This is a genomic window from Mesorhizobium sp. M0816, from assembly GCF_040320005.1.
Lineage (GTDB): Bacteria > Pseudomonadota > Alphaproteobacteria > Rhizobiales > Rhizobiaceae > Mesorhizobium.
In genome coordinates, this window is record NZ_JAMYOT010000031.1 from 22473 (window position 1) to 41779 (window position 19307).

The window sequence follows — 19307 nt, forward strand, 5'->3', positions numbered from 1 at the left end:
AACTCCTACACTATGGGATCATATTTCATACGGAAGGAAATCAGCCCGCGAATCTGGAAGCTGGCCGCCACCAGTGCGGTCGACCTTGACCAGATACGCATAGGGCGCGCCGGGATCTGGTAGCCGCGACGTTGCGAACGGCCAGAGGAAGAGCGCGCGGCGGCGCACATGGCCGGCCATCAGGTCCGCGAGCAGCTCCGGAAACTCGATGATCTGCGGCAGCGGGGCCGTGGCGAAGAGGGCGGTTGCCACGGAAGCGCCCCCGCGCAGCACGGCGAGGCCATAAGTTGCGGCCGGCGGTGGCAGCACCTGCTCGGCGACCAGGCCGACCGTGATCGAGAGTTCGCCCCCGGGGCCGACTGCGGTAATCGCGAGCCGATCGCCGGGCAACAGCTGGGCCGGCGTGTCATCCGCCTCCCGCAGCGCCGGAATCGGGATCGCATACGGCGCCTTGCTAAGCACCTCGTAACGAGTCCCGGCTGGCGGGCTGATCCCCGTGATTTTTAACGTGCGCCCCGGGGCGCCATTGCGTGGCTGCACCGCGACCTCCAGCTCCCAAACTCCGAGAGCAGGCTCGCCTTCGCCTTTCCAGAATGCGAAGTGAAGTGTTGCCGACCGGTCGTATTCGACGCGATCTGTTGCGAGCGTATACGGCACGTCGGCGATCGCGGTTTTCACCGTCCACGTCGGGCTGCCGAGCTCGCGGTCATAGGCGGGATCGCCGAATGCGAGCGTGAACCTCGAGACCGGAATCCAGCGCCGCTCGGCCGGCACATGCGGCAGCTCGAAGGTGAGAACCCGTGGCGGACCGGGAATGAGCGGGTCTGTCGTATTCTTCGTGCCGAGCACGATATCCGCATTGGTCGGCGGCGGCGCGCCGACCGCCCGGCAGCGGATCGTGAAGCGGACCGGCGTGTCGGCGGACGCGCGGCGCAAGGCCGTGCGCACCAGCTCGAAATCGTCGTGTGCCCTGAAGGTTAAGAGGATGGAGGTCGGACTCGTCTCGCGCCACGACAGTGTCGTCATGTCGACCGAGGTGGTGCCGACCTCGAGCTGCGCGCGAAGCTTCCGAGCCGGAGGAACCGCAGGGGGCTGCTCTTCGACTAGAAGTCCGATGCGCGCCAGGGCGTCACGCGCCGATCCCGCTGGCACGCTGGCGACCAAAGTGAGTTCGCGGGTCCAGTCCGACGCAAGCAAGCCGAAGTTCGGTGCCGCGAAGCGGAACGTGATCGCCGCCGGTCCGTTCGCCTCGTAGCGTACCACCAGCGACGGCCCTTGCATGAGCTTGAATGGCTTCAGGTCCTTGCCCGTCTTTTCGTCCAGGGCCACGAAGGTCTTGCGGCGTTCGCCCAGATCCGCCTCTTCGGGCAAGGCGGACGAGCGCGGCGCGCGCACCTGGCGGACCAAGAGAGGTCCGCGCGACGCCGGACGACCGAACCGATCGAAGTCGGAATCGAAGCGAGTGTCTTCGCTTGCCAGCAGCATGCCCTCATGCTGCGTCAGCAGTACTCCGGGTCGTTGTCCCGTGATGGTGATTTCGAGTCCGCCAGGCAGCATCGGGGCGAGCCGTGACCGCCGCGACTCGGAGGGCGTTCGCGCGGGATCCAACGCCTCGCATAGCGCCTTCGTGACCGGAGCCCGGGCGCGCGGCGGCGCGATAACCGACACGCGGTCGGGCGGCGTGCGCAGGTTGCGGGTCGCCGCGCGCCGCAGCGCCACGCGCTGGCCCATGGCGACGAATGGGGCTGTCTTGAACTCTTCTTTTTGTCCCGGCGACTCTTCTCCCGCCCACGCCTTGGCGGGCCAGGCGAGGCTGCGCACGCGGCCCGCCCAAGCCTCCTTTGCGCGGCGGACTTCCTCGTCTCCGAGCCGCGCATGTGCCGACGCGAGCTCCGCCGTGTCGCGGGCCTGCGGCCATCCGAGCGCGGCCGAGGCATAGAGCGTCTCGGCGCGCTCGCGCAGCACGCGCCGTTGCACCTGCGCGAGGGTGGCAGGCGGCGCCGGGATGAGTGCCCAGCCGACATGCGGCGGAAGCGCCCGCAGCTCGGCCGGACCGCCGGTCCGATTCGACAAGTCCCCGCGCGCCTCGCGAATGCGGATCGACATGTAGCTCGGATCCATCCGGGCTAGCACGACGAGAAGTGGGTCGGCGCTGAGGCTGAGAGCGCGCAGCATCGCGTCCGCCCGCTCGCCGCCGTCCGCGAGCAGCCCCGGCCCTGCCGGATCCACCAGCGTCGCAGCCAAAGCATCCGGCAGCACTTCGATCTTCACGCCCTCGCGGTCCATCATCATCAGCGTGACGGCCGGCGAGGCTACCTCCTGCGGTGCTGCGTCTTCCGGCCAGGCGCTCACCGCGACACGGATCTCGCGGCCTCTATCCGTGCGGCCCACCACGCAGGCGATGCCTTCGCGCCAGGTCTGCGCCCCGGCCATGGCAAAGCGGTCCGTGACGGTCTTCAGCGCCAGCAGCGTACGGACCATGAGCGGACGCGTGAGCAGCGGTGGATCGTCGTCGCGTGCAAGCAGGCTCGCATCGATGATGGTCGGATCGGGCCGAACCAGGAAGGTCTGGTCGACGGGCGTCAGGTGAACAAGCGGCTCATCGCCCGCGAGCGCGCGCAGCCGCGTCTCGATCAGGCTCTGCGTGCCGTCCTGCGCGCCGAGCGATGTGGCGAACGCACTGTCGAGCGGACGCGGCGTACCGCCTGCTGCGTCATAGGCTGAGATTTCGTAGCTCTGCGGTTGCGCGTCGATCTGCGGAATCCGATCCAGCGGCCGGATGCTGCCGGCCAGGTCGGCGGTCTTGCTCGCGGCCCAGGGCAGGATCCATTGCGGCACCAGGGTCACGCCGAGGGCGCGCTCGCTCGGCGCGTCGAGGGCCGCATTGGGGATCGCGATATCGGTCACGCTGGCGCCCGTCAGCAACAGGCTCTTGGGAGCGTTTTCGGGCGCCGGATATACATCGCGCACGGCCCTCAGAATCCGACGCACCGGGAAACCCGCGCCAGCCAGGGTGCGGCGGACGACGCCGGCGATGCGAATTTCCTCGTGGCCCACCTGGTAGCGCGCGAGGAATGCGTAAGGCTCTTCGCGGCCGGGCGGCACCTTCGCGTCGGTTCGCGCCGCCTGTACGAGGCGGCCCATATCGATCAGCGCGACCTCGTCGATGGAGGACCACGCGAGCTGGCCGGTGCCCGCGCTGGGCCAGGGCGCATGCCCCTGCGGCGCAATGACGTGATCGACGGCCGCGCGGATGCGCCATGGGCGATCGAGCACGATCTCGTCTTTCTCGCGCACCAGACTCTCCACCTGGAGTTCGTGGGCACAGAGTCGCGGCCGGACGTGGTGCTCGAGGACGAGCGCGCCCGGGGTGGCGCGAAGCTCCGTCTTCCAGGTCTCGGGCTTGTCCGGCTTCGGATTGAACGTCGTAGCAAGCGTCAGGCCGCCGACCGGCCATTCGATCGTGCTCCGGCTCGACTCGAACAGGGCATCGATCAGGAGGCGCGAGCTCCAGACGATCTTGCCCGGCACGCCCGCGTCGAAGTCACCGATATGACGATGGCGCACGGCCGTGACACGCTGCGATGTCGGCGTCGAGGCCTGCGCGGCGTCGAAGACGAACTCCGCGATGGCGGAGCCGAGCTCCGGCGCTGGCCACACCGCAGACGACGAGCGGAAGACCAGCGCGATGCTGGCGCGCAGCTTTCCAGCCGGAAGCAGGAGCCCGCGGAATAGACTCGTGTCGGCGGCGAGGTCGCTCTCGACCGCGATCGTCACCACGCCGTTGGCGTGATCGATCTTTTCCTCAGCCTTCAGCGTCTTCAGGTTGAGCCAGGCCATGTCAAGCGCCGCGCCGTAACGGCGTTCGAATGCGCGTGGCGCCGTCGGGCCGGCGTGCAGCGGTGCTTCGAGGCTGCCGACGCCGATCGCGAGGCGCGGAAGCTCGTCAGGCGCCTTGCCCCAGTCGAAGGTGAGCTCGCTCAGCGCCAGAACATCTCCGGGCTTGCCCGAGAAGGTCGCATGCAGTCCCGCCGCGTCGATCGACGTCGTCTCGGTGGAGAGCCGGCAGTCCTGCCCGAACAGCCGGATGTGAAACTCGGTCTTGGTGAGCTTTGGCAGTGTGCCGATGGTCTCGCTCGCGACATGGAGTCTGATGTCGCCCCGCACGCGCTGGGCGGATGCGCCTGCGCCCGGACGAGTTGCCACCTCCGTCTCGACGACGAACGAGAGCGGCGTCGTGGCGCTCTTGAACGAACGGGTGTTCGCGTCATAGGCGACCCGCTCGATGCCCGCCAGCACGAGGTCTTGACCCGAGGTTGTAAATCGAAGGCGCACCAGGTTGCCGGTCGCATAGGCGCGCTCTGGGCCGAATGGCTCGCCCGCCGCGTTGGTATCGTGGGACGCGAGCGCGATCTGCACCGATCCGACCACCTCGAGCTGGATCGGCGTTCCGTCGGGATTGAGCTCCAGGGCAGCCAGCCGCAGCGGCCTGAAGGCCAACGGACCGCCGAGCGCCAGCTCGTAGCTCGCCTGATTGTTGGGGCAGAAGCGCCATTCATAGAGCGCCGCCGGCAGCTGTCGGCTGCCGAGGGCGGCCGGATCGGGGCCGGGCGCGGTCTCCAGTCCTCCCGACGGATCGAAGGTGAGCTTACCCACATCGGCCTTGAGCGGGAGGTCGCGGAACCAGAACAGCGCGTCCGCGGTACCGATCTTGACCGATATCGGCTCCGCGCGCGTCGCCAGCCGCATGATGCTCGTGGCCGCTGGCCCGTGCAGCCGTGCTTCGCGGTACGACAGCAGGCCGGACGTGCTTTCGGCCGCCAATGCGAGGCCGCGGGTGTCCTGGCGCCAGGTTCCGTCGCTCAGCGTATCGGCCGCGAAGCCGTCGACCTTCACGACCCCGTTCTGAGTCAAGGTGAGTGCATTGCCATTGATCGCGAATTGGCCCCCGAAGCCGTCGAGCGTCGCCGCCCCGAAGCGCCATTGGCCTTCGCCCAACTCATAAGTGCCGAGATCGAGATCGAGGGCACCCTGCCGACCGCGGAAAGCGACGATGCCCGGCTTCCAGCTATAGGGCTCGAACAGGCCGTCCACGCGCGTGTTCATCACGTCGCCGCCCACCGCGTGCCACAGCGTTGGCGTGTCGTCGCTCCCTGACAAGATCACCCGATCTGCATCGGTGCGCGCGCGGGCGAGGCGGCAGGCATTCTCGGTCCAAGCCTCCGCGAGTCGCGGCAGATCGAGGGCCGTCGGAGGCATCTCGGTTGGGAGCACCTCTGGCGCATTCGGGTCAGCCTTTTTTTCCGGCTTCGGCTCGGGCGCCTTGGCATTGGCAAACAATTCGTCGAGCAGCGGAAGGTCGTAGCGCAGCGAGAAGCGCAAAGCCGGAAACCCCGACGACAATCCGTCTGCGGCCGTGAACTCGATCCCGGACGCCGTCAGCGAGACCAGCGGCACGCCCGCGGCCTCGACAGGCGACGAGGACGTCGCGCCCGCCCGCAATGCCTTGAGGGGCGGCCACGGCCAGTGCCAGGTATCGATGCCGTGAGGCGTCGCGCTCGCAGTCGTCAAGCGCGGAAGCCGGAGGTCGTCGAAGGTGAGCCGGAGCGTGTCCGCCTTGACCTCGATCGGAACCAGCTCGCGCGTTGTCGAGGGACGCAGCGCATTCTCGGCGGTGCGCGTCATGGCGACGGCCGAAACCAGCGCCTGGCTGTCATGAGCGAGCCAGGCGAGCGTCGGCCGGTCGGCCGGCTTGGCAAGCTCGATCGTCTGCGCCTGGCTGTCAGCCATGGTCACCTTGAGGCGCCATCCGGACTCGTCGGAGTTGCCGAACATGATCGGCACGCTCGCCAATGCGGCCGGTCCCGCCGCGAGCGAGGGCAGGATCTCGACCGGCGTCGGGCTCGCCTCGCCGGCCCACAGCAATCCGCTCACCGTACCAGCGGCACCTTCGAGCTTGACGGCGATGCCTCGCGTCGAGGATTGAAACGGCATGTCCCAGGTGATGTCCGCCGTCACGCGCCGGGCCGACACGATGTCGAGGCCCGGCAATGTCTGGCGCAGCGCCGGCCCGACTGCGGTCGCGGCGCACGGGATATCGACGCGGACGAAACCGTTGAAGGCGGATCGTGCGCGTACCGTGGGCGGTCTCCGGTCCTTCGGCAAGGGCAGCGGGAGCTGCAGCCAGCCGCGCTCCAGCGCGATGAAGGCAAAAGGCGACCGCTGGTCCGCGGCCGCGAGCGTGCTGCTCCACAGGTCGGCGAGGCGGTCTGCGAGCGCGCCGGTGTCCACCGTGCCCGCGAATTCGGCCGTGGTCGCCGATCCCGCGATCTGCACCTTGTCGGGCTGGAGCTCGAGGCCGCTCGCGCCGGCCGCCTGCGTCCAGGTCAATGTCACATGGGCGCCCGCCGGCACCGTGCCGGCGGCCTCGCCGGACGCCGACTCGACCGTGAGACGGAGCGGGTCAGCGAGTTCGCGCGCGCGCAGCACGGCGCGCGGCCGCAAGAGCTCGGCAACGCCCATCTCGCCGCCGTCGATGTCCTGCGGCGTAAGCAGCCGCGCGATGATCCCGTCGGGTGTGACGCGCACCGCCGGCACGGGGCCGGTTGCCGTATAGACCCCGTTCTTGAACTCGAGCGGCCACATCAGCGGCGGCACCTTCGCATCACGGACCTGCAGCACTATAGCGCCTTCGCGTTCCGCCAAGTCATGGGACATCCAAGCGAAACCGCGCGAGAGGTCGGCGAGATCGCCGGCTTTGCCGCCGACCAGCCGCAGCACCATCTCGGGATTGGTCTGGTCGCCCGTGGCCTCCAGGCGCAGCCGCAGCGTCAGCCACGTCTCCACCAGCGCGAAGGGGCTCGGCACGTCGAGCAAGAACTCCACCCCGTCAGGCGTGAGATCGAACGCAATCGCGGGCAGGGTGCGGGGGGGCGATCCATAGCTTTTGACAGTCTTGGTCTGGGCAATGCGGAGGCTGCCGAAAATCGTCGCTGGGCCGCTCGTCGGAATCGTCAAGCCGATGCGGTGCGACAGCCGCTTGGCCTCCGGCTCGCGGTCCAGTCGCGGCGCATAGCCGACGCGGATAGCGCCTTGGGTGACGCAGAACGGGGGCGCGCTCAGCTCGAATGCGCCGGTCGTCGATGGTCTGAATCCGGCGGCGGGCGGCCAGTCGCTCGCCGGCACCAGCCGGACCTCGGAATAGATGCGCCATCCGTCCGCAACCTTCAATTCGACCGGCGCGAAGGACGCACCGAGAATGTCGACCGTGGGATCGGCGCCGACATTGCTTTCGGTGGTGGTCGCCGCCGCCAGCAGCACCGGCTCGTGGAAAACCACCGGGAGCCGCTGCTCGATCGCTTGCGTGGCCGGCTCGGCGCGCTGGGCGAGCAGGCGCATCGAATGGTTGCGGATGATGGCGTCCTGGCCGCTCGCCCGCAGCGGATGCGCGAGCTGCAGCTGCGCGCGCCAGACCCGTGTGGTCTTGTCCCGCTCGGGCCCGAGCAACTGCACCTGGCGAAAATCGATCATCGAATCAGGCATCAGGCGCCCCCGAACTTGGCCGGCGCGACCACATCGATTTGTGGCTCGGTGCGGCCGTGGAAGACCTTTAAGCAGGGCCGGCGACCAGCCCCGAAAATCTGCTCCGCCATGGCGTCGAAGGCCGTGGCGATGAGCGCCTGGCGCGCCGGAGGGTCGTGGCTCAGAGCGTCGTTCGCGGCTGCGATCAGCTTCTCGCGCTCCGCGTCATCGGGCGGCATCCGAAGCAGGAGCGACACGGCGCGCTGCGGATCCGCAGCGCCCAGCGCTGCGAGGATTGTGGCGAGGGGCGAGCCGCCCGGATCGGGCAGCGCGCTGCACGGAACGTGAATGTCGAGCGTGCGGCCGGGCTGCAGCCACGTGGCCGGATCGTCCTCGAGCGGACCGAGATCGACGAGGGTCAGCGCCGCGTCGGCGGCGCTCTCGGCCGCGCGGAGCAGCGTCGTCACCTGGTCCAGCGTCGCGTTCGCGGTCGGCACCGTGACCAGCGCCACCACGTCGATCGCGCGCGGCAGCTGCGGGACGCCGCCTCTTGCATGCCGCCCGAGGCGCAGTGCCGCAGTGTGCAGGCTTTTCGGGAGGTCCATGGCGAAGCCCGGTATGGCGAACGTCCTGCCGCCCTCCTGCCAGGCATGGCGGCTTGCCGCCTCCTTGCGTCGCACGAGCAGCGCGCGCATCTCCCGGCGGATCGGGTCGCGCACGCCCGAGGCGAACTGCTCGGCCGTGTAGCCGGTATCCAGCAGACTGGGCACGAGCCGTCCGATGGCCTGACGCGCGTCGAGACCCGCATCTTGCGGTACCGCCCACGACCACGCGGCGTTCGCCGCCGCCTCGATGCGAATGCTGGCGGGTCGGCCGCCGGTCAGGCGCGGAACCCCTGCCGCGAGATCTTCGATCGTGGTCAGGCCCTCCCGCAGTGTGCCGTTGCCGGCGACCCATCCCTTGGCCTGCCACCAGTTGCGGCTCGCATTTGCGGCCGCATCGGCCAGCAGATCGAAGATCGCCTGGGCTGCGGCGCTCACCGCGCGATATGGATCACACAGATCGCGCCATTGCGCGGCCTCGGCCTGGAAGCCGCTCCAACCCACCGCCGTGTCCGCGGGAGGCATCAGCGTCACGACCGCCGCGGCGGTCGGCGCCACACGGACCCAGTCGGCGAACTGTGGCGACGATATCTCGAACCGCGCGAGCGGATCGACGGGTGCGCCGCCGATCTCGACGGGCTCGATCAGCGGCTGGAAGCGCTCCACCACCTCGGCTTCGGATCCTTTCAGCGACGCGGTCGCGTCGAGCCACCAGACCCGCGGATCGGCAGCATCCGGTGCGGGCTTCAGCCCGGTCGCCAGCACGGGTGCGTCGAACAAGGGGCCGACCGCATTGATCCGGTACCCGGACGGCGTCGCAGCGCCCGCTTGCTTCTGCTCCGCGATCACCTCGATCTCCGGCGACGCGGCCTCGCGCCCGGTCGCGTCGACCGCGACGGCGCGGATCTCGTAGCGCACGTCGGGGGACGGAAGCGTGAAGACGGCCGGCACCGCATCCGGGCGCAGCCAGATGGCGCGATGAGCCTCCGGGACGCCATCGACGAAACGGACCAGCGGCAGATTGAAGTGCACCGAAGGCCGTTGTTGCCGGATCACCGACCAGGTCGGCGGCCGCGAGGACTGCCCGAAGAGCCCGACCTTCCAGGGCAGATTGAGATCGTAGTGGCCTTCGGGGATCGTTCCGACCACCGGCTTCGATACCACGACGCCGGCGGCCGCGAAGGCCGCCGCATGCATGCGGTAGAAATAGGGCAAGGTCTCGGTGCGCAGCGCGAGAATGCCGCGCCAGCCGTCCGGCGCGCGCCCCGGTTGCTTGTCTTCCGCCGGCGGCGTGTACGGGGCGAGCTGGCCGAATTTGTCGTCACTGCGGAACAAGGCAGGCGGATGGGGCTGTTCCCAGCCGCCGAACGCGGCCGTCGTGTCGATGCCCGGCACGAGATCCTGAGCCCAGCCCTCCATCGGAAACTCGCGCCACAGGCCGACCGAGATGGTTTCGAAGGACAGGGCGCCTTCGACCGCGACATTGGCCTCCGACAGAATCTCCTCCGGATGCCGCGCATAGAGGAACTCGAGTGCGCGCCGCGCCGTCCGGTCCGGATTCGCCGTCCCGTCCGGCTTCTTGGCCGGTGGAAGGATCTCGATTCGCCGGGCGTCGATCAGTACGGGCGGTGCGACCGGCTCGGTGCGCGGAACGACAATGTCTAAGAAGCGGTTGCTCAAGTTCTCCTCGAGCGGCGCGTCCTTCTCAGGGACAACGACATAGTCGCTCCACGGGTCCGCGAGGGGATGCGCCGTCTGTGTGGCATTCTTATCCAGCGCGAGCCGCAGCGCTTCGACGAAGTTGTCGTATCGCCCGAACGGCTTGACCGCGTAGCGCTTGAGCCGGCGCTTGCGGTCCTCGTGCGTGAACAGCACCTCCATGCGTCCGTCCGACGCAATGCCCACGCGCCACGGATCCGGCCGTGTCACCTCCGCGATAGCATATTGCACATCCGTGGTTGCGAGCATCGCAGGCCCGTGGTCGAGGAAGCGCGCGCACCAGGCCGGCAGCTGGCCGAGCAGCCCTTCGACATCGGCGGGCTTCGGCCAGCCGCCCGGGAAACGGCGCGTGGCATAAGTCTCGAGCGTCGCAAACGCCTCCGCGACGGCCGGATGAAGCCCCGCCAGCTCCGCGAAGCGCTGCGCCGCCATCTGCGGGAACCGCCCGAACGGCTCGAAGTTGGGCATGGCCTGGGGTGCGGAAATCGGCACCGTGTTAGCTCCGGTGATCCATGGATCGTTCACAAGGAGGCGCGCCGCGTCGCCTGTCGAGAGGGTCAGGCGCAGCAGCGCGACCGTGCTTCCATCGGGCCAGGACGGCGGCACATCGATCTTGTATGTCCAGCGTTCGCCCGGCGCGCCCGCGAACGCCTTGTAGAGTTCGGGATCGGCCCGGAGGCTCTGGTTCACCAGCGTGACCGTGGGCGGCTTGGCGAGCCCGAATGTGAGATCAATGATGTCCGCGATGGCATGCGTGCCGGGCGGCGTGAGCGCGTCGATGTCGAAGGCGACGGTGGGGCTCGCGGCCTTCACCGCGTAGTAGGCGACGGGGCGCGCGCGTCCCGCGACGAAGCGATCCGCCACCGGCCGTAGCGCGATCTGGGTCGTCGCAAGCGCGTCCTCATCCATGAGCTTTGTGACATCCGCCTCGGTGGTGGGCGGCGTGCCGCCGTCGAAGGAGGCGATCGCCATTGTGCCGCCCGCCCGGGTGATCAGATCGACGAACGGCGCCCCGAGGGTGAGCGGCGCGTAGCGCGGCAGGATCGCGTCGAAGGCCGCGCGCAGATGCGCGAGCGTCTCCTTCGGAGTGGCATAGTCGCGCTTCTCGGTGTCGTAGAGCCGAAGACCGACGGCAAGCCCGAGGCTGCGCAGGATGCCCCAGCCAAAGGGATCGCGCTGGGTCGGCGTCTCGCTCAGCCATTGCGCCACATCGGTCGCGGCGGATTTCGGCAGCGGCTCGATCACCGGCTCGTAGCGACGATAGACCGAGAGACCCGGCGCCGGCATTCCGGCGTAGCGCACCAGGTCGATCACGTCGGCCAGCACCGGATGCAGGGCGGGATCGAGATCGACCTGCCACGTGACCTTGTGCAACTCGTGGCTGCCCCGCCTGGCCGTCACGCTGATCGACGCGTCCTTGGGAAACGCGTTCGCGGGAAGGAGGCTGGTGTCCCACACGAGCTCCTGCAGGAGGCTGCGCAGGCCGGCGGCCGTCCGCGAAGCCAGCTGGAATCCGCCGCTGGGCTGAGTCGCCCTGCCGGGTCGTTCGATGGCGGCCAGCGGCAGCTCGCCGGCGGGCGGAATCGTCAGTGTGACCAGGATCCTGTCCGGCTGCCCGTGCGACAAGAGCTCGGTGACGACCGTCTCGTCAACACTGATCGCCAGCGATCGCCGCAGCGTCACTTGCGGCCAGACTAGGTAGGATTCCGCAGCCGAGTACCAGGCGGCCTGGCGCGCCGCGCCGGCCTTGTCGGTCCTCAGGCGCTCGCTAGGATAGTGCGCCTCCACCTTGGCGAAGTCGGTGATCTCGGCGGGGTCGAGGCGCGCGAGGGAGGCGGGCAGGGCTTGCACGCGCGCCACGGGGCGCGCCGGCGCGTCGCGCGTGTAGATCAGATGCACCTCGGCATTGGCGGCGAGCGGATTGTTGCCGCTCGCGTCCGTGCAGGTGACGTCGAACCTCCGGTAGGCGGTCGCGGATGTCCGGCCCGTCACCGCGAAGGCAATCCACTTGCCAGGGTCCGCGACCGATACGAGGCGGAACAGGCCGGGCCGTGTCCCGGAGCCGCTCACGAATTCGTCGAGCACCGCGCTCTGGTCGGCGCCTGCGAGGTCCTTCGTCGCGATGAAGATCGCGCCCGCGCTCTTCTGCTCGAGCTTGTTGAGGCGGAAGAGACCCGGCCCGGGATCTCCCGCACCGGTCGCCGCGCTGAACCGGTAGCGCAGCGCGGTCACTGCGGGCGCGCTGGTCGCGGCTTCCGCCTCGGCGCCGGCGTCGATCTCGGCGATATCGAAGCCTGCGATGAAGCGTGCGAGGCGGCTCGCCGCGAGGCGGCTCGCCACCGGGTCGGGCGCCACCGGCGTCGCGTTCCAGCGCAGCCGCGTGGCAACGCGACGGCCCGGGTCGCGCGTGTGCTTCGGCGCTTGCGTGCCTTCGAGCAGATCCTTGAGCAGCCCCGTCACGGGCGGCTGCAGCACCAGCACGCGTCCGGCCTCGCCCGTCATGTCGTCCGCGAGCAAGGGTGCTGGCTGCAGGCTCACGGGATGCTCGAATATCTCGGTGGGTGTCGCGACGGCCGGCCGTTCGGCCTTCGGCGCGCGGATCACCATCATGATGTCAACGGTCGTCCAGGCCGGCTCCGTCTCGCCGGCGCCGACCTTCGGACGGATCGCGAAGCGAACGCCGCGCGGCCCTTGCGCGGCGCGGTCCGTGACATTGACGCGAATGTCGGCGAGGAACCGGGTCCATGGTGTACTGGAGTCGAGCTGCCATGCGGCCCCTGAGTCCCCGATCGGCTTCGGATCTTCGAAGTCGGGCGGAATCCCGTCTTTCACCGTGAGCTCGTAGTCAGCGTCGTCGGTCCGCTTCAACGCGAAATCACCCGCCGAGGGGCGTACACGCGCATCGCTGATCGCGTCCGATCCGTAGAGCCCGGCCGGCGCGCCGCGCTCGCGGCGCACGCGGAGCTCATAGCGATGCGGCGCTGCGGGCGCCGTGCCGTCCGTCGGCGGCTCCTGCACGTGCGGATCTTGAATCCCGAGCGAGACCTTCGGCACCAGGACCTGCGTCGCATCGATGTCGCGGATCGGATCATCGGCGACGTACTCGAAGGTCAGCGTGGCGCGCTTCACCGTCGGCCGGCGCCTCTTGCGGGCCCGCACCTCCAGCGAGAGATAGGTCGGCGTTCCGGGCGTCCCGGCGGTGTCCACCGGCACGATCACGTAGCGCAGCACCAGGCCCTTGGTGCGCGGGTCCAGCAGCTCCGCCAGGACGGGATCGTCCGCGGCGCTTACCATAGCTGGCGCTTCGGCGATGTTCGGCAGGATCGCGGCGCGGGCTTCGATCGAGAGATCCGAGAGGTCGTCGACGAATTGCGCATTCGGGCGCAGGAAGCGCCACTCGAATTCACCGCTGTTGGCATTGCGCACCAGCCGCAGCGGCGCTGCCGCCTTGGTCGTCACGCTGCGCGCCGGCACCAGACTGTCGAGTTCGTCGAGCCGCGTGACCGTTCGCTCGATGCGGTAATGCTTGAGATTGTATTCGGGATCGTGCCAGACGCCGCCCGAGGAGCCGAAAGCCGGCTCCAGGTCCCAGTCGAGACGGACGCCGCTCGCCAGCGCCTCGATCAGCAGCTCGGCGAAGCGCGGGCGACGCTCGCGGAACATGCGCTCCGGCGGGTTGAAGAGATGCACGCTGGTGCGAACAATCGGCAGCGCCGGGATCGCGGCTTCGGTTGCCGCGAGATCAAAAGCTGCCGCGCGCGGCAGTCCGTCGTTCGTCGCCGGAAACCAAGTCGCGAGCTCCGCTCCGGTGACCACGAAGGCCAGCCCCATATGACGGACGTCCAGGTTCTCCTTCGCGGGCACCGTCCAGGCCGAGCGGCCGCCGGCGGCGAGCCGCGCCGCGGAGTCGCAAAAGGACGCGATCGCGGCCGAGCGCCGCTCCTCGAGCTCCGTCGCCCAGCGTTGCTCTAGATTGAGGCCCAGCTGGTCGCGTCCCGCCTCGGCGAGCACCTGCGCAGCGAGTTCCGCACTGTCGGGCAGCCGCTCGCGCCCCGGAGCGATCGGCTGTCCCGCGGGCTCGGCCAGTTCCGCCAGCGTCGTGGGCTCCGTGTCGTGCAGCGGCACGAAGCACTGTGCCAGGAAGCGCGAGAGCTTCATCGTCTCGTCCGGTCCGTCGCCGCGTGCGACCACGGTGTCCTCCAGCGGCAGGCCGGTGCCCTCCTGCACCGGCAGCGGCCCTGCGGTGCCGTTGCTCCTGAGTTGGGTGAGCGCGAACGGTGCGGTCACATTGCGAAAGGAGAGGGGCGTGAGCTGCAGGCCGACCGCGTTGAAGGGCGGCGGATAGAAGGTGCCGAGCCGCTGACCCGGAGCCGCCTCGATCGGGAGCTTGTCCCCGAGCCCCGTGGGCGAGTGGTCGCGCGGCACGAAGGTCATTACATAGCTGTCGGTTTCGCCCGCGACCGGGAACAGCATCGCCCAGTAGCCGGCGGGCTGCAGCGGCCGGCCGTGCACGGCGGCCGGGGCGGGCAGCTCCTTGGTCTGCTCGTGCTTCTCGACCTGCTCGTCGAGCGCCCGGTCGGCGTCGACCGCCTTCGGCCCGCGTGGCGGTTCGGCCTGGGGCGTGGCGCCTTTCTCGGGATCCGGCGCGTCAACCGTGAGCCCGAGCGACAGGAAGCGCTCGACGCGGGCGCGCGCCGTGGCGAGCCCGTCGCCATTGATCGAGAAGCCGATGCCGAGCCGCACGGAGCGGCCGAAGGCGCTGATGCCGACCGAGGCGGAGCCGCGCGCCGCGATCATCTCGGGGGAGACCGCCGCCTCGAGCCCGATCGAGATTGTCAGCGACAGCGAGAAGCCTATCTCGATCCCGATCTCCTTGCTGAAGATCTTGAAGCGCAGCCAGACCCGCACCTCAAGCGAGATCGTCACGTCGAAGGCGAGCGAGCCGTAAAACAGCGTGTCCTTGAAGCGCGTGACCGAGACATAGGCGATGTATTTCGCCGCGATGCTGAAGTCGGCCCGCGCCGTGACCGAGGCGCCGAAGGAGCGTCCGCCGACGCTGCCACCGAACCGCGCATAGCCGATCGCCTTGAAGGCGATGCCATAGAGCATCGCGCCGTCTTCGATGCGCTGGATCATGCCACCCTGGCATGCGATGCCAAAATTGTCCTTGGTGAACGCGAATTTCAGCTCGTAGGGCCAGCCGAATTCCTGATGGAAGAGGCCGGGCCGGATATAGGTGGTCGCCGACCACTGGATACCCTTCATGGCGTCCATGAGCGGCTTCGGCAGCTGCGGGTGCGCGCCGACTTCGCCCTTGCCGTCCGCGATCAGGCGGCCGAGGAATTCGCGCCGCGGCACCGACAGGTAGATGTAGCCGCGCAGCGTCGGGCGGGTGCGCCACGAATCGTGCGGGCTGGAATCGTGCCAGTCCGCATAGTTGAAGCAGAGCCATGCCCGCGCGTTCATGAAGAAGGTGAGGTCGCTGCGCAGCGCCAGCACCACGTCGAACAGCAGCGGGTTGGCAAGCTCCTTCTCGCCCTTGGCGTTGTAGCTCTTCTCTTCCGACGCCGTGGCAATGCTGATCAGGCCGCGCAGCGCCAGGGTGAGGCGGTTGCCTTCCTCCTCGGGCTCCCAGGCGCGGAAATTGTGCAAGTCACCCTGGTAGCGCGAGATCTCGTCGAGGACCTTGATCAGGCCCTTGACGTCCGTCACCTGGTCGGCGGCCTTGAACGCCGCCAGCGTATAGCGGAAGCCGAAACCGAAACCGACCTCGCGCAGATAGATCGGCCCGACCGGCGTCGGGATCTCGATCGACAGCTCGTCCTGCTGAATGTAGAGGTAGAATGCATGGCGCAGCTCGCCGTTGCGGCGCCTTAGCTCGAGGAAGCCCATGGACGCGCTCATCGCGGCCCATCCCTTGATCGACAGCTTGCCCGAAGCCAGGAACCCCTTCGGCGTGATCTCCTTCGACAGCGCGCCGGGTCGCGTCAGGGTCGGCAGGCTCTCGTCGACCGCGATCGCGGTGCCCTCGATAGACATGGCATTGCCGAAGCGCACGCCGACCGTCAGGCCGTCGAAGCGAATGCGCGGCCGATGGTCGATGATCTCGCCGGGCTTGTCGTTCTTGTCGCGCCGCTTGGGGGGGGCGATCCACAGCTTGTGGAAGTCAAATTTGGGGCTGATCATGTCGCCGGCCTCGACGAATTTGACCTGCCCCGAGATCGACATCGCGGGTGCGCCGTCGAAGGCCGGCGATGCTGGATGGAAGCCGATTCCGCGCAGCTCGAAGGTGAAAAGATTGAAGACGTTGAAGGTCTTCTTCGGCTCAATCGCGACCTGGAATTCGATCGCCCGCAGCAGTAGTGAGACGTCACGGGCGAGGGGGGCCCTGTCGAGCTTGATGCTGACGCCCTTCAGGTTCTTTAGGAGGCCGTCGCCGAACTCGCCAGGGTTCGGACGGAATTCGGCGCTGCCCGTGAGCGTGAAATAGAAGTGATAGCCCGAACCTTCCCCCGAGAAGTCGTGGAATTCCAGCCCGAGCGCGGACAGCGTGAATGTGAACCGGGTCGCGTGGCAGACGATCGGGCCGTCCGATTTCTCGAGTTCGGCCTTGGCGCTCTGCACGACCAGCTCGCCGTTCCGGTTGCGGCCCATCGCGATCGTGATCGTCGCATTGGCTTCGCCGACCAGCTCGGGCGGCAGTTGCCCGGCACCCGTGATCGAGAAGGCCTGGATCTGGCTGCTCTTGACCGACAACGCCCCGCTCGCGAAGCGGAACGGCATGTCGACTCCTGCAAGCTGTACTGGCTTCTCGGGATCGACGCGGGCGTCGAGGTCTAGGCCGCCGCGCGACATGGTGAGCTGATTCACGCGGAATACGATGCCCTGGCCGCTGCTCGCGACCTTGCCGTAGGTGAGGTCGATATGAGCGTCTTTGGCAAGGCCGAGCCGCACGTCCTTTCCGGTGAGGTCGAGCGTGAACAGGGCATACTTGGTCGGCGGGTTGTCGACCGGAACACCGGTCACGGTCCCGTTCAGGCCGAGTAGATCGAACGTGGCGGTCTTCGCCCCCTGCTGCGTATAGATGTCGATCTTGTCGCTGCCCGTCAGGCGCACGGTGAACGTTCTTAGATCGAGACTCACGACCAGCTCGAAATCGACTTGGGAGGCGCCAATCTTGAGCGTAGCCGCGAAGGGAAGCTCAACAGTGCTGTCCGCGACCCGCGCCTGCTTCGGCGTCACTTCAATGTACTGGCCGAGCCCGTCGAGGAAGGACGCGCCGCTCGCCTCCTTCGTGCCCTGCAGGAACGGCAACAGCCGCTTCGCCGCATTGCTAACCTGCGCCGAGACCGTAATCTGACCGAGGGCGATGTCCTCGTAGATGGCCGGCTCGGTGAGTTGCACCACCTTCAGCGGCGGTTTCGATAGGGTCACGAGTTCGAGGTTCGCCGCATTGCCGACCGTGTTCTTCAGTCCCTGCAGGAACGAGACCTTGCCTTTGACGTGCCGGATCAGCGCGATCGCCTTCGGCTGGTTGCGAAAGCCGGCCTCGATCTCGATCAGACGCTGGGCCGGACGGGCGCCAGCCTGGTCCGTCTCGCGGACCGCCTCGATCCCGGACTCGCGCGCGAGCCAGAGATCGGTACCCATCTTCAGGGTCGTTCCTTGTCGCGGCACCGCCAGCAGCGCGACGCCCGCAGGTTCGTCGAAATCGACGAGCAGCGCCGGGGACCAGTCGAAAGGGACTTCGATGCTCAGGCCGAGCGCTTCGGCCTTCCAGGGCTCGGTTGGCGGCTGGGCGGTCCAGCCGGGCGAGATCATGATCTGGCGCAGCGCGAAGCTGCGTGAGTCCAGCCGCACCTCCACAACGAGATTGGGACTATGCGCGGCCGGGAGCGACACGAAAGCATCGCGGATGAACTTCAGGACTTTCGCGAGCAGCTCGCCGACTGCCTCGGCGACCCCGAGCAAGGCATCCTTGACGCCTCCCGCCTGGCGCGCGAGCCAGCGCGCCGCTGCCGCGATCATGTCGGCGAGACGATCGAGCAGGGCCATGATCTTGTCGAAGTCCGGCGCGCCGGGGCGCGGCACCGGAATGGCGGCGAGGAGGCGCATCAGCGCCTGCGCGGCGTCGGCCGCGCCTTGCGCGGCGAGCGCCACCAGCTTCACTGGATAAGGCTCGACCACGTCGAGCCGCGTCAGCCGACCCGCGGTGCTGCCCGACGCCGCGTCGTAATCCTGCCGATAGGTGGCGCCGAGCGCGAACAGCAGGTTCGGCTCGCTCTTCGCCCGGATGAGCAGGCGCGGCAGGTCGAGCTTTGCCGAGATCGTCAGGTTGGGTGCGGGCTGCGCGAGATCGAAAGCGGCGCCGAGGTCCAGCGTCAGCTCCGGCGGCTCAATGTCGATCGTGAAGGGCAGCAGGTCGGGCTTCTCGATGAACATCCGAGGCAGTCGGAACGGCTGCGTCGCCGCGGCGGTCACCGCGCCCTCAACCGTAAAAGCGCCGTCCGCGGTGAGCGTCAAGCCGAGGCCGGTGATTGCGGCGAGGGTCGCTTCCGTATTCGCGGCGGTCGCGAGCTTCAGCGTGCCGGCGCCGCGTTGGGTAGTGGAAATCGCGAGGCTGCGATTGACGAGGCTGACCTGGAAGGCGGGTGCCTGCGCCCACTCCACCCGCAACGGCGAGTCGAACGCTCCGATCTTGGAAAGCGGCAGATCGAGCCGCAACAGTCGGGCGAGTCCGCTAAGGTTGAGGCTTGGCCAGCTCAGCTCCGGCCACGCGATCTTTGGCCACGTGAAGTCGAGCGCGGGAAACTGCGGCAGCGATTCAATGGAAAGGCTCGGCAGCGCCGCGACCAGTCCACCGCGCGTCAACACGACGGTGACACGCATGGCAGCACCGCGCGTGGCGGGACCAACTCTCACGGTTCCGCGCGCCGCCATCACGGCCGTCAGCACAGGCGTTTCGTTCGAGTGCGCAAGTGTCGGATCAAGCGCGAGGAGGTCAATGACGACTCTCGCCTCGATCATGGCTGAGCCTTGTAGCGGAAGGCCGTCAATCCCGAGGAAGGCGCCCGCTCCAGCGCTCACGTCGAGCGACGCGCTCGCGAGTGCGTCGCGCAGTGCGTCGCGCGAGTCCTCGAGAGCGGCTGCTTTCGCAAGTTCAGCCTGGTCGCGGAAATTCTTGATCGTCTGCTGGATCTCGCTCCAGCTCTTCAGCTTTTCATTGTCGATCAGCTCGGCCGGAATCGACACCTTTGTGCCGAGCCGAAGTGCCCCCGAGAATTGCTGGCCGGCCTTCGACGAGGTGATCAGCAGCTCGTCATTTCCACCGGCTGCTGATTGAATGAGGTCGAGCGCAACAAAGCCCGTAGCTTCGAAAAGCCGGATCGGTCCGGACATGCCCACCGCCCCCTATCCATCCCGCCGTGCCCAGCGAGTTACAACTTTTTAATTTATTTCGCCAAA

General features: G+C 68.2%; 2 protein-coding genes. Both read right to left on the bottom strand.

Translation table 11 applies throughout. From position 1 onward, the window contains the following. Positions 1-18 precede the first annotated feature (18 nt). Positions 19-7542, bottom strand: a complete 7524-nt coding sequence (locus NKI17_RS30705; RefSeq protein WP_352907255.1) for a hypothetical protein — start codon at positions 7540-7542, stop codon at positions 19-21. Further along, the gene (locus NKI17_RS30710; RefSeq protein ID WP_352907256.1) at positions 7542-19241 is read right to left on the bottom strand and encodes a hypothetical protein; all 11700 of its coding nucleotides are present in this window, start codon (positions 19239-19241) and stop codon (positions 7542-7544) included. Before NKI17_RS30710 ends, NKI17_RS30705 begins: the two co-directional genes overlap by 1 nt. Positions 19242-19307: the final 66 nt, after the last annotated feature.